Consider the following 12192-nt stretch of genomic DNA (forward strand, 5'->3'; position numbering starts at 1 on the left):
GAATTTTGCGCATTGACGGCAGTTATGATTCGCGGTATTGCTTAACTGTGATTGCACATTTAGTAATCACTGTTTTCTTTTCCACCAGAAACCAGTATGAGGGAAACGAGGCATGAAGAGACAAAAACGAGATCGCCTGGAACGGGCACATCAACGTGGTTATCAGGCCGGCATAGCCGGACGCTCAAAAGAAATGTGTCCCTATCAGACGCTGAATCAAAGGTCACAATGGCTGGGAGGCTGGCGAGAAGCCATGGCGGACAGGGTAGTAATGGCCTGATTCTGTCTCTTTAAAAAGAAACCTCCGCATTGCGGAGGTTTCGCCTTTTTATACTCTGTCTGATTATTATCAGAAGGCAGACGTATCCTGGAACAGACCGACTTTCAGGTCGCTGGCGGTATAGATCAGACGACCATCAACCAGCACTTCGCCATCTGCCAGACCCATAATCAGACGACGATTAACAATGCGTTTAAAGTGAATACGGTAGGTCACTTTTTTCGCTGTCGGCAGTACCTGACCAGTGAATTTCACTTCGCCAACGCCCAGCGCGCGGCCTTTACCTTCGCCGCCCAGCCAGCCGAGGTAGAACCCTACCAGCTGCCACATTGCGTCCAGGCCCAGGCATCCCGGCATAACCGGATCGCCGATAAAGTGGCATCCGAAGAACCACAGATCCGGATTGATATCCAGCTCTGCTTCAACATACCCTTTGTCGAAGTTACCACCCGTTTCGGTCATTTTGACCACACGGTCCATCATCAGCATGTTCGGTGCTGGCAATTGCGGGCCTTTAGCGCCAAACAGTTCACCGCGACCAGAGGCAAGAAGGTCTTCTTTTGTATAGGATTCGCGTTTATCTACCATGTTCTCTGTAAGCCTTATTTTATTGAAGCACGCAGGATAGCTAACACGTGTACGCTGAACAAGTCCGATCAGTTCGGAATAAACCAGTTCAGCCAACGTAATGGCCATGGAAAACGGTGACGTCCTTCCTGTTGCGATGCTTGTGCGATACGTTCCTGGATGGTTTGCATCAGCGTCGTTTGGCCTTCGCCATCCCACACCAGATTTAATAATAACGGCAGTGCGTCAGTCACATCGTCTACTGCCCAGATGGTGAATTTGCCTTCTTCTACCGCTTTCACCAGTTCACTGTGAAGACTTAAATGGCGAACGTTAGCAGTGGGGATAATGACACCTTGTTTCCCCGTTAACTCACGTTGCTGGCAAATAGCAAAGAAGCCTTCGATTTTCTCATTTAAACCACCGACTGGCTGGGCGCGACCGAACTGATCGACTGAACCTGTGATAGCGATACTCTGATTCACCGGCACATCGGCGAGGGCGCTGATCAGGGCGCAGAGTTCAGCCATCGAGGCACTATCGCCATCCACTTCACTGTATGACTGCTCAAATGTCAGCGATGCTGAGAAGGGGATCTGTTGCTCAAGCTGTAGTTCCGACATCAGGAACGCTTGCATGATCATCATCCCTTTCGCATGGATATTGCCGCCAAGCTCCGCTTTGCGTTCGATGTCGGTGAATTCACCATCGCCAATATGCACAACGCAGCTAATGCGAGAAGGTTCGCCAAAAGTGCGTGGATGACCCGGAAATTCAATGACCGAAAGGGCGTTAATTTGCCCGATGCGTTCGCCTTCGGTTTCAATCAGGATTTGCTCCTGAAGGATCTCATCCTGCATGCGTTCAGCGAGGAAACCTTCACGCCATTCACGCTGCTGCAGCATTAAGTTTAGCTGCTCGCCGGAGAAGGTGTCGCCATCGCACAGGGAGGCGACCTCTTTACACTGGCGGAGGATCCACTGCGGGCTAAGCGGAAGTGTTTCTTGTTCACCGGTGTAGCGGGCTGCTTCGCGGATAAGTACCGGCCAGGCATCCGCTCCCGGTGCAGGTAAGTGATTATGTCTTGCGGTCAATGTTACCCAGCGACACCACTGGCTTACTGACTCCGCATCGACAATCTGCAGAGTATCTTCAAATTCGCTATAAATAGCCTGCTCTGAAAGCTCTGGTTCCATCTCCTGGAAATCAGCCAATGATTCGCGTTCGCCTACCAGAATGACTTTCAGCTTCAATGGCATCGAAGGCACAGAGACGGGGAGAGGGCGCGACTCATCAAACGCAACCCAGTCAAAACGCTCGCGGTTAACGATATTTTTCAGCCGCATCCACAGCAGAGGTTGCGCCAGCAGTGTACGCAAAGAGATGATGAGAATACCGCCATTTGCCTGATGCACCAGACCTGGCTGCAGGGTAATGTCGCCATTAAACTGGCGCAGGCAGCCAAAGAGTTGTTCCGCTTCTACCCAGTCGGCAGCGACAACTTGCGTTAAAGTCGCAAAATTATCATCTGCACTCACTGCGTTACGTAAACGGATGGTGTGCCCGGAAACCTCATAGTGACCGCCCACCAGTTGGCCTGCATCGCTTTGTAGCGCACGCGCGGCATCGGCAATAAGATTCAGATACTCAGACTCTTCCGGGGCCTTCGCCAGCATAAAAGAGGAGGATGCTCGCGTATGCAGCAACTGCTCCAGCGCAAATTGCAGTCGCGGTTGAGTATCACTGAATAAAGGATCGTTTTCGTCAATTAAATGTGGCTGAGCAAATATTTCCTGATAGCTATCGGTATCAGGAACCAGGTCACGCCATGCAAGTTTCGTAATGGTCAAAGTTGATGTTTTTTAGTCTGTTGTCAAAGCCGCGATTATACCGTAACCGGCACTACAGCACACGTAGAAAGCACCGACAATACTCCTGGCATGGGCGTTAAAGCTCACAGGATGGAGATTCTTTTCTTCACTGGCCCAAAAAGCTGATATTCTGTAAAGAGTTACACGGTAACATTGAGATCGCTATGAAATATCAACAACTTGAAAATCTTGAAAGCGGTTGGAAATGGAAGTATCTGGTGAAGAAGCATCGCGAAGGGGAGTTAATCACCCGTTATATAGAAGCCAGTGCCGCCCAGGAAGCCGTCGATGTGTTGCTCTCGCTGGAAAATGAACCCGTGCTGGTAAATGGCTGGATTGACAAGCATATGAATCCGGAACTGGTCAATCGCATGAAGCAAACCATTCGGGCCAGACGGAAGCGCCATTTTAATGCGGAACACCAGCATACGCGCAAAAAATCGATCGATCTGGAATTTATTGTCTGGCAACGTCTGGCTGGTCTTGCGCAGCGTCGCGGTAAAACGCTTTCTGAAACGATTGTTCAGCTGATTGAAGATGCGGAAAACAAAGAGAAATACGCGAATAAAATGTCTTCTCTGAAGCAGGATCTACAGGCATTGCTGGGTAAGGAATAACTGTCAAAAGTCACTTCAATTTACTAAAGGCGAAAAAAACCCCGCAGCTGCGGGGTTTTTTACCAGACGAGAACTTAAGCCTGCGGCTGAGTTACAACGTCTTTGATACCTTTAACTTCGATCTCTACGCGACGATCCGGAGCCAGGCAGTCGATCAGTGCAGCACGCTGTTTCACGTTGTCACAGGTGTTGCCAGTAACCGGGTTGGATTCGCCCATACCACGTGCGGAGATTTTGTCTGCCGGGATACCTTTAGAGATCAGGTAATCAACAACGGACTGAGCACGACGCTCGGACAGAGCCTGGTTGTAAGCGTCAGAACCGATGCGGTCGGTGTAACCCAGAACAACTACGGAACCGTCTTTCGGATCCAGGTTGCTCAGCTGGCTGTACAGCTGATCCAGAGCAGCCTGACCTTCCGGTTTCAGGGTTGCTTTGTTGAAGGTGAACAGAACGTCAGACTTCAGAGTGAAGTGCTTGGTCTGTACTTCCGGTGCCGGAGCTGGAGCCGGAGCAACTACTGGAGCTGCTTCGCCCTGACCGAAACGGTAGGAAACACCCAGGCTCAGCATGCCGTTGTCCGGACGAGTACCGATGGTGTGTGCGTCACCGATGTTGTTGGTCCACTGGTATTCCAGACGGGTAGCGATTTCAGGAGTGATCGCGTACTCAACACCGCCAGCGAAAACCGGAGAAACGCCGGTGTCGTGGTTTTTACCATCAAAGTTGGATTTAGTGTCTGCACGCCATACCATACCACCCAGACGAGTGTATACGTCCAGATCGTCAGTGATTGGGTAACCCAGTTTAGCGGTCAGCTGAACGCCCTGAGCTTTATATGCACCGTTTTCAACGCTGCCTTTGTATGGCATACGACCTAACCAGTCATAACCCATTTCAAAGCCAACATACGGGTTAACCTGGTAACCACCAAAAGCACCAGCGCCCAGTTGGTTTTCATGGGTCGGACCATTGTTGTTGATGAAACCAGTGTCATGGTACTGGGACCAGCCCAGTTTAGCACCAGTGTACCAGGTGTTATCTTTCGGAGCGGCCTGCGCTACGGTAGCGAAACCAGCCAGTGCCACTGCAATCGCGATAGCTGTCTTTTTCATTTTTTGCGCCTCGTTATCATCCAAAATACGCCATGAATATCTCCAACGAGATAACACGGTTAAATCCTTCACCGGGGATCTGCTCAATATTAACTCTACCGATATCTTCGGCTTATGCCGAGCACCCCTGGCGATGTAAAGTCTACAACGTAGTTGAAAACTTACAAGTGTGAACTCCGTCAGGCATATGAAAAAAAAGTCTTGTATAAGGTACGTTTAATCTTTTTTGTCAGCGACAATTTACAGAAGAAAATCGCGGAAACCGCTTCAGACAAGCCTCTGCAAGGAAAATTAGTCACGACTGAAAGCATTGGCTGGGCGACAAAAAAAGTTCCAGGATTAATCCTAAATTTACTTAATGATACAAATTAGAGTGAATTTTTAGCCCGGAAAGTTGTCTCGTTGCGTGAGAGGATGCGCTTACCGGACGCATAATAAACCCCATAGCGTTACCTTCATTTGCCGCATCAACAAGTTCAGCATGCTCTTCTTCAGTCAAATCCCCTGCCAACCAACCGATCACCACGCTGTAATTGCCCGTGCGTAAAGCGCGAACCATTGACTCAACGGTGTGGCAAGGGGAGAGCTGGCTAATCTGCATTACTTTCGTTAAGGGTAGCCCAGATGCCTGAACCCATTCGCGACTCAGTTTTTGTTGCGGTGTTAACCAGAGTTGCCAGCGCGATTGCTGACCGAGTTGCTGTAACAATGGCAACAGTAGAAGTTGCGTCATCATGGGCTGATCTTCGCGATAGACAACTTCACTGATAAGCCCGGCTGTAGTGTTTTCCGTAGAGACACGCGCAATTTTACTTGCTGCGGATGAGAACGACGAAGCACGATGTGCATAGCCTGAAGTGTACATAATCAATCCAGCCCTGTGGGTTACTGTATGAATATACAGTACATCCGGTGACGACAAAGATCAACCCTATTTTCGGAAAGAGCCTCGCAAATTTTGTCGTTGGTGACGGGAAAACATAAATTAATCTTGCCCCTTAAGAATAAGTTGCCTATTTTCGTAGTTAACGGATCCGTTAATGTGAATCATTCTTTTATGTTATGATTTTAAAAGGAATTTTATGAAAAGCCTCTCCTATAAGCGGATCTATAAATCACAAGAATACCTGGCAACGTTGGGCACAATTGAATACCGATCATTGTTTGGTAGTTACAGCCTGACCGTTGACGACACGGTGTTTGCGATGGTTTCTGATGGTGAGTTGTATCTTCGGGCTTGTGAGCAAAGTGCACAGTACTGTGTAAAACATCCGCCTGTCTGGCTGACATATAAAAAGTGTGGCCGATCCGTTACCCTCAACTACTATCGGGTTGATGAAAGTCTATGGCGAAATCAACTGAAGCTGGTGCGTCTGTCGAAATATTCTCTCGATGCAGCGCTGAAAGAGAAAAGCACGCGCAATACCCGGGAAAGACTGAAAGATTTGCCCAATATGTCTTTTCATCTGGAAGCGATTCTCGGGGAGGTGGGGATTAAGGATGTACGGGCGTTACGTATACTAGGGGCAAAAATGTGTTGGTTGCGACTGCGGCAGCAAAACAGTCTGGTGACAGAAAAGATTCTGTTTATGCTTGAAGGGGCCATTATCGGCATTCATGAAGCTGCGCTCCCGGTGGCACGCCGCCAGGAGCTTGCAGAATGGGCTGACTCTCTTACGCCGAAACAGGAGTTTCCTGCGGAACTTGAGTAATCTTGCGTTGCAGACGACCAATCTCTGGCAGTAATGCAATCAATAACCCAACTTGTTGTACGACCAGAGGTTCTTTGCTGTCTGCCCGTGGTTCAAGTTGCTGCATCCGCTGTTTCAGGCCAGCTAATGCCTGATTGACGCGTTCTTCATCAGCAGGTTGATGATGTAACGCGTCATCAACATAGCAAACTGCGTCATCAAGAAACGCCAGAATTTCAGGATTAGTTAACTGCTCCCGGTGAGCACCGAGGGCTGAGATATAGCTGGTAAACGTATGGTTAAGGCACAGCAACCGAAACGCGGCCTCACGAATTTGCGGGGTAACGTTCGGCTCGCTGGACATATTTGATACCACCGACGCCAGTTCAGCATCACGGTTGTGTGCATCGCGGCGGGCAATACGATACGCCAGACGGTTATCACGCCCCTGATGGTATTGCTCCAGTATGGCATCGAGATAGCGACAGTTGGCCTCGGTGGCACGTTCGAGCATGCGCGGCAGATTGCGAAACTTCCAGTCAGGCCAGATGTAGCTCACCGCCGCCCACGCAATGGCACAACCAATCAGCGTATCGATTACGCGAGGTAACGCCACTTCAAAACCTTCACCCAGCAAGTTAAAACAAAGTAGCACCAAAAGTGTGATGAACATCGTTGCATGGGCGTATTGCACGTTACGGAAGGCAAAAAAGAGCACGCCGGTAATAACCAGTAGCACCAGTTGCCCTTCCAGTGACGGTACAAACCACAGTACAGGAATGCCAATGGCGATACCGACCAGCGTCCCAATAATCCTTAACTTCAGGCGGTGGCGAGTGGCGTTATAGTTTGGCTGGCAGACAAACAAACTTGTCAGCAAGATCCAATACCCGTGATGCATTCCGGTTATCTGAATGATGGCGTAGCCGAAGCACAACACCAGCGACATTCTTACCGCATGACGGAAGAGGGCGGATTCCGGCGTGAAGTGACGGCTAAGACGCAGCCAGATATCACTCAATCCGTGCGGGCTGTCATCAGCGAGCTCATTTTCGTCATTATTATGGGGCAGTGCCTGGGCCTGTTCTGATTCAATTGTTGCCAGTTGGGCATCAATGGCGCGTAAATTGTTCAGCAAAAATCCCAGTGTTTTGAGTAAATCGGCAGGTGCGCCGTTATCGCGCATCCGCTCCAGCGCAGCATCAATATGCGTAAAAGCGCGCTCGAAATGCGGATCATGTTGATAAGGCTGACGCAACAAAATACAACGTGACAGTTGCTGGCACGCCTGGCCCTGCATCGACATCAGCCGCTGAAAACGGAACAGCACGTCGCTGTGGCGAAAATGTTCACGCAATGTTTGATATTGAATATGAGAAGAGCTGGCACGCTCGTGAATATCCTGCGCGACAAAGTAATAATGCAGTGTGCGACGCGTTCCCCGTTGACCACGATCGCCACGTAAGCGGGTCAGCAGCGAGAGTTTCGTCTGATTCAATGTCGCCATCAGTTGACCGTTGGCGAGAGCCAAATCGTACAGCGGTGCCTGGCTTTCATCTTCAATATCAGGATCAAACATGCGCGACTTGAGCTCAAGATAACGCGCCAGTTGTTCATAGCAACGCGCCAGGTTGTCCTGCAGCGGGCGGACCGGGAACAGCAGATGACCAATAAGTGTCAGGACGTTGTACCAGACGGCACCGGCCAGCAGATACATCGGCTGCTGATACCAGTGCTCATACAGTGACGTCCCCAACATAGTGTAAATGGCGATCAGTAACGCACCGAAGGCAATTGTTGCATAGCGTTGACCCAGACCGCCGAGCAAAATGAAGCCGCTGGTTGAGAGCGTTAAGCCAATCGCAAATAGCCAGGGCCAGGGAAACAGCAGTTCTACTGAGGCCGAGGCGATAAAAAAGCAGAACAGCGTAATGATGAGGTTACGCAAACGTCCCGCCAGTCGGTCATCGAGATCGGTCAGCGCCGCTGCCACCATCCCCAGCGTCAGCGGAATCGTCAGTTTTACATCACCCAGCCACCACGGAAACGCTGTGGTTCCACAAAGCGCAATAAAAATACGCGCGTAATACAGCCAGGCGCTGTTCCAGGTATAGCGTTTGAGCAAAGGACTTAGCATAAAGGCCATATTAGTGGATTATTCAAAACGACGACGTGCATTGGCTTCACGCGCAGCTTGCGCTGTTTCTACCGATACCACGCGACGACCGACCGGCCATAGTGCAATAGCGGCAATTTTAAAGTTCGCAATGCCGACAGGAATGCCAATGATGGAAATACATTGTGCGATGCCCGTTGCAATGTGCATCAGGCATAACCACCAGCCAAAGAAAATCAGCCAGAAAATATTCAATACCGTACCGCCAGTATTTAGCAGCACATTTTTGCCAGCCGGGTTCAGTTCATCGACATGAATAGCTTCATTGCCATAAGGCACCAGAGACAGTTTAGTGATCTCCCAGCAGGATCGTGTCAGCGGTAAGGTAAAAATCAGCACAATACTGACCAGAGTCGCCAACAGCCAGCCCAGAGTGGTGGCAAATCCGCCAAGCACAAAGTTCAGAATGTTCAAAACGGTACGCATAAAACCTCGCTTTACTGTGGTTTTCAGTAATGGGCGGCAATTGTAACGTTTTTTTGGGCTGGAGCACGTTTTCTCTGACGGTTACACTGATAAGAAATCATTTCGTGTGGATCTACAGAGTCATGGAACTGAAAGCGACAACGCTTGGAAAACGTCTGGCACAGCACCCTTACGATCGGGCGGTGATCCTCAATGCCGGGATTAAAGTCTCCGGCGATCGCCACGAATACCTTATTCCTTTCAATCAATTACTGGCGATTCACTGTAAGCGCGGTCTGGTATGGGGCGAGCTGGAATTTGTACTGCCGGACGAAAAAGTGGTGCGTCTGCACGGCACCGAATGGGGCGAGACGCAGCGTTTTTACCATCATCTTGATACTCACTGGCGGCGGTGGAGTGGGGAGATGAGCGAAATTGCGTCTGGCGTTTTACGTCAGCAACTGGATTTGATTGCCACGCGCACCGGAGAAAATAAATGGCTGACGCGTGAGCAAACCTCTGGTGTGCAGCAACAAATCCGCCAGGCTTTGTCGGCGTTGCCGTTGCCGGTTAACCGACTGGAAGAATTCGATAACTGCCGTGAGGCGTGGCGTAAATGTCAGGCCTGGTTGAAGGACATTGAAGGCGCTCGGTTGCAGCATAATCAGGCGTATACCGAAGCCATGCTTACCGAGTATGCGGATTTTTTCCGCCAGGTCGAGTCTTCACCGCTGAATCCGGCGCAGGCCCGGGCAGTCGTTAATGGCGAGCATTCTTTGTTAGTGCTGGCTGGTGCAGGAAGCGGAAAAACGTCGGTGCTGGTGGCCCGTGCAGGCTGGTTGCTGGCACGTGGTGAAGCGTCCCCTGAGCAAATTTTATTGCTGGCGTTTGGTCGCAAAGCCGCTGAAGAGATGGACGAGCGTATTCGCGAACGGCTACATACCGAAGACATTACCGCACGCACATTTCATGCGCTGGCGCTGCATATTATTCAGCAGGGCAGCAAAAAAGTTCCGATAGTCAGCAAACTGGAAAATGATACCGCTGCCCGTCATGAACTTTTTATTGCTGAGTGGCGCAAGCAATGCAGCGAAAAGAAAGCGCAGGCGAAGGGCTGGCGGCAATGGCTGACGGAAGAAATGCAGTGGTCAGTGCCAGAAGGTAACTTCTGGGATGATGAAAAATTACAGCGTCGTCTTGCCTCACGCCTCGATCGTTGGGTAAGTCTGATGCGGATGCACGGTGGTGCACAGGCAGAAATGATTGCCAGTGCACCCGAAGAGATTCGCGATCTGTTCAGTAAACGTATCAAGTTGATGGCTCCGTTATTAAAAGCCTGGAAAGGTGCGCTGAAGGCAGAAAACGCTGTCGATTTTTCGGGCCTTATTCACCAGGCGATTGTGATTCTGGAGAAAGGTCGCTTTATCAGCCCGTGGAAGCATATTCTGGTTGATGAATTTCAGGATATCTCGCCGCAGCGCGCAGCGTTGTTAGCGGCATTACGCAAGCAAAACAGTCAGACGACGTTGTTCGCCGTTGGTGATGACTGGCAGGCGATTTATCGCTTCAGCGGTGCGCAAATGTCGCTCACCACCGCTTTCCATGAAAACTTTGGTGAAGGTGATCGCTGCGATTTAGACACGACTTACCGTTTTAACAGTCGTATCGGTGAGGTGGCAAACCGGTTTATTCAGCAGAACCCAGGCCAGCTGAAAAAGCCGCTAAACAGCTTAACCAATGGAGACAAAAAAGCCGTCACGTTATTGGATGAGAGCCATCTTGACGCTTTGCTGGATAAGCTCTCTGGTTATGCCAAACCGGAAGAGCGCATTCTGATCCTGGCGCGTTACCATCACATGAGGCCTGCCAGCCTGGAAAAAGCGGCAACACGCTGGCCGAAGTTGCAAATCGACTTTATGACCATTCATGCCAGCAAAGGGCAACAGGCGGATTACGTCATCATCGTTGGCTTGCAGGAGGGGAGTGATGGTTTTCCGGCTGCGGCGCGGGAGTCGATTATGGAAGAGGCGCTACTGCCACCGGTTGAGGATTTCCCGGACGCTGAAGAACGGCGGTTAATGTACGTGGCGCTGACCCGGGCACGCCATCGGGTATGGGCACTGTTTAACAAAGAGAATCCCTCTCCATTTGTCGAAATACTGAAAAATCTGGATGTGCCGGTGGCGAGAAAACCGTAAAAAACAGGTGGCGTTTGCCACCTGTGCAATATTACTTCAGACGGTCCGCGAGATAACGCTGATAATCGGGGATCAGAATATCGACCGCATCGTTGAAATGCGGCGACTGGATAATGAAGTCTGCCGTTGCCACGTTGGTGGCGACCGGAATGTTCCATACCGTCGCCAGACGCAGCAAGGCTTTCACGTCAGGGTCGTGCGGCACGGCGTTTAGTGGGTCCCAGAAGAAAATCAATACATCAATTTTCCCTTCTGAGATCAATGCGCCAACCTGCTGGTCACCCCCCATTGGGCCACTCAACATCGCGTTGACGTTCATGCCGGTTGCACGGGAAATCAAGTTACCGGTAGTGCCTGTTGCATACAGTACGTGTTGTTCCAGTAACGGTTGATGTCGTTCCACCCAGCTCATCAGTATTTGTTTGCAGTGATCGTGTGCCACCAGCGCAATATGTTTCCGCGCAGGTAAAGTACGTGTCGTCAGTTCCATAATGTACATCCGTAGTTAACTTTCCTACAGATTACTGTAAGCACTTATCGCTGCAAGAGAAAGACCGAAAAAGCCTGCGCACAGGCACAAAAATCTCAGGAAGATGGTTGTTTTTCCGCCCATTGCAGAAAAGTATTTCGCGTTTGTGGGTCAGCCAGTTTAAACCAATACTTCAGCCGTTGTTCTGTGAGCACCTGAGACTGCGGTGGAATAGCATCCAGCTCGGAAACACCCGAAAGCAGCGTACTGTCATCTGCCATCATCGTGGCAAATTGCGGTAGTGAAGCGCGTTTCGCGGATTTGTTATAGCGTTCAACCTCGACCTCATAATCAATCGTTTTTGCCGTTGAGGTAATGGCGAGAATATCCAGCTTTACCGGAATCGGCGTCGCATCGCCATCCAACAATTCAAGGCGCGGCGCGGCATCAAAATGGTTAGCTTCCCGCTCATTCTCCAGGCGAGGCAGGCGAAAATTGACCTGGTTGATGAGCTGGGTATTAAAACTGACCACCAGCGGTGGGGAGATATACAGCCGTTCTTCACTATTGGAAAGATGAATCGTCTTCTCAACGCGAAACACTAACTGATGCGGTCCGTTATCCAGTTCAATGCTGTCCGCACCGCGAAGCAGAGAGCTGGAAACCTTCTTGCCGTCGAGTACCAGAAGATCGACATCGGTTGAAAGCCGCAGCGTGGTGGCAAAAACGGATACCGGCAAACATAATGCAATCAAGGTGGTCACGATGCCGGTTTTCATAGGTAGCTCCTGTCAAAAGACCGC

At 50.4% G+C, this 12192-nt stretch carries 12 protein-coding genes; 4 read left to right on the plus strand and 8 right to left on the minus strand.

All coding sequences use genetic code 11. The features are described from left to right. The first annotated feature begins 112 nt into the window (after nucleotides 1–112). Nucleotides 113–280, plus strand: coding sequence for a ribosome modulation factor (rmf, locus tag ACJHX7_RS01100; RefSeq protein ID WP_000828648.1), 168 nt, complete (start codon nucleotides 113–115; stop codon nucleotides 278–280). A 69-nt stretch (nucleotides 281–349) separates the two neighbouring features. Here rmf and fabA read toward each other — a convergent pair whose 3' ends face one another. Both fabA and ACJHX7_RS01110 read right to left on the minus strand, forming a co-directional pair. Next, entirely contained in the window at nucleotides 350–868 is a 519-nt protein-coding gene (gene fabA / locus ACJHX7_RS01105) for a bifunctional 3-hydroxydecanoyl-ACP dehydratase/trans-2-decenoyl-ACP isomerase (RefSeq protein ID WP_000227927.1), read from the minus strand. A gap of 68 nt (nucleotides 869–936) precedes the next feature. Next, nucleotides 937–2697, minus strand: coding sequence for a Lon protease family protein (locus ACJHX7_RS01110; protein WP_094029822.1), 1761 nt, complete (start codon nucleotides 2695–2697; stop codon nucleotides 937–939). A gap of 185 nt (nucleotides 2698–2882) precedes the next feature. Between ACJHX7_RS01110 and matP the strand changes: the two genes are divergently transcribed. Then, nucleotides 2883–3335, plus strand: a complete 453-nt coding sequence (matP, locus tag ACJHX7_RS01115; RefSeq protein WP_000877161.1) for a macrodomain Ter protein MatP — start codon at nucleotides 2883–2885, stop codon at nucleotides 3333–3335. A gap of 74 nt (nucleotides 3336–3409) precedes the next feature. Here the strand turns inward: matP and ompA are convergent, their stop codons facing one another. Further along, on the minus strand, nucleotides 3410–4450 hold the full coding sequence (gene ompA, locus ACJHX7_RS01120; RefSeq protein WP_001313715.1) for a porin OmpA: 1041 nt from the start codon (nucleotides 4448–4450) through the stop codon (nucleotides 3410–3412). 355 nt (nucleotides 4451–4805) lie between these two features. Next, nucleotides 4806–5315, minus strand: a complete 510-nt coding sequence (gene sulA, locus ACJHX7_RS01125) for an SOS-induced cell division inhibitor SulA (RefSeq protein WP_097465839.1) — start codon at nucleotides 5313–5315, stop codon at nucleotides 4806–4808. A gap of 217 nt (nucleotides 5316–5532) precedes the next feature. On the opposite strand from sulA, the gene sxy reads away from it, so the two are divergent. Next, nucleotides 5533–6162 (plus strand): CRP-S regulon transcriptional coactivator Sxy, encoded by a 630-nt coding sequence (gene sxy, locus ACJHX7_RS01130; RefSeq protein WP_000839153.1) that lies wholly within the window; start codon nucleotides 5533–5535, stop codon nucleotides 6160–6162. Here sxy and yccS read toward each other — a convergent pair. Further along, nucleotides 6125–8287 (minus strand): YccS family putative transporter, encoded by a 2163-nt coding sequence (gene yccS, locus ACJHX7_RS01135; protein WP_000875039.1) that lies wholly within the window; start codon nucleotides 8285–8287, stop codon nucleotides 6125–6127. The two genes, sxy and yccS, sit on opposite strands and share 38 nt — an antisense overlap. A gap of 9 nt (nucleotides 8288–8296) precedes the next feature. After that, nucleotides 8297–8743, minus strand: a complete 447-nt coding sequence (locus tag ACJHX7_RS01140; RefSeq protein WP_001261235.1) for a YccF domain-containing protein — start codon at nucleotides 8741–8743, stop codon at nucleotides 8297–8299. Between the two features lie 122 nt (nucleotides 8744–8865). On the opposite strand from ACJHX7_RS01140, the gene helD reads away from it, so the two are divergent. Then, nucleotides 8866–10920, plus strand: a complete 2055-nt coding sequence (gene helD / locus ACJHX7_RS01145; RefSeq protein WP_022645482.1) for a DNA helicase IV — start codon at nucleotides 8866–8868, stop codon at nucleotides 10918–10920. A 31-nt stretch (nucleotides 10921–10951) separates the two neighbouring features. Here the strand turns inward: helD and mgsA are convergent, their stop codons facing one another. Together mgsA and ACJHX7_RS01155 are read right to left on the minus strand one after the other, a co-directional pair. Beyond that, on the minus strand, nucleotides 10952–11410 hold the full coding sequence (gene mgsA, locus ACJHX7_RS01150; RefSeq protein WP_094029820.1) for a methylglyoxal synthase: 459 nt from the start codon (nucleotides 11408–11410) through the stop codon (nucleotides 10952–10954). Between the two features lie 95 nt (nucleotides 11411–11505). Further along, the gene (locus tag ACJHX7_RS01155) at nucleotides 11506–12168 is read right to left on the minus strand and encodes a DUF2057 family protein (protein ID WP_000847791.1); all 663 of its coding nucleotides are present in this window, start codon (nucleotides 12166–12168) and stop codon (nucleotides 11506–11508) included. Between the last annotated feature and the right edge of the window lie 24 nt (nucleotides 12169–12192).

The sequence above is a fragment of the Escherichia sp. WS1451 genome, assembly GCF_046487365.1.
GTDB classification, from domain to species: Bacteria; Pseudomonadota; Gammaproteobacteria; order Enterobacterales; family Enterobacteriaceae; genus Escherichia; species Escherichia coli.

Coding starts and splice junctions, on each gene's coding strand:
- sxy (WP_000839153.1), top strand. CDS start 5,533: ATGAAAAGCCTCTCCTATAAGCGGATCTATAAATCACAAGAATACCTG.
- rmf (WP_000828648.1), top strand. CDS start 113: ATGAAGAGACAAAAACGAGATCGCCTGGAACGGGCACATCAACGTGGT.
- sulA (WP_097465839.1), bottom strand. CDS start 5,315: ATGTACACTTCAGGCTATGCACATCGTGCTTCGTCGTTCTCATCCGCA.
- matP (WP_000877161.1), top strand. CDS start 2,883: ATGAAATATCAACAACTTGAAAATCTTGAAAGCGGTTGGAAATGGAAG.
- ACJHX7_RS01155 (WP_000847791.1), bottom strand. CDS start 12,168: ATGAAAACCGGCATCGTGACCACCTTGATTGCATTATGTTTGCCGGTA.
- yccS (WP_000875039.1), bottom strand. CDS start 8,287: ATGGCCTTTATGCTAAGTCCTTTGCTCAAACGCTATACCTGGAACAGC.
- helD (WP_022645482.1), top strand. CDS start 8,866: ATGGAACTGAAAGCGACAACGCTTGGAAAACGTCTGGCACAGCACCCT.
- fabA (WP_000227927.1), bottom strand. CDS start 868: ATGGTAGATAAACGCGAATCCTATACAAAAGAAGACCTTCTTGCCTCT.
- mgsA (WP_094029820.1), bottom strand. CDS start 11,410: ATGGAACTGACGACACGTACTTTACCTGCGCGGAAACATATTGCGCTG.
- ACJHX7_RS01140 (WP_001261235.1), bottom strand. CDS start 8,743: ATGCGTACCGTTTTGAACATTCTGAACTTTGTGCTTGGCGGATTTGCC.
- ompA (WP_001313715.1), bottom strand. CDS start 4,450: ATGAAAAAGACAGCTATCGCGATTGCAGTGGCACTGGCTGGTTTCGCT.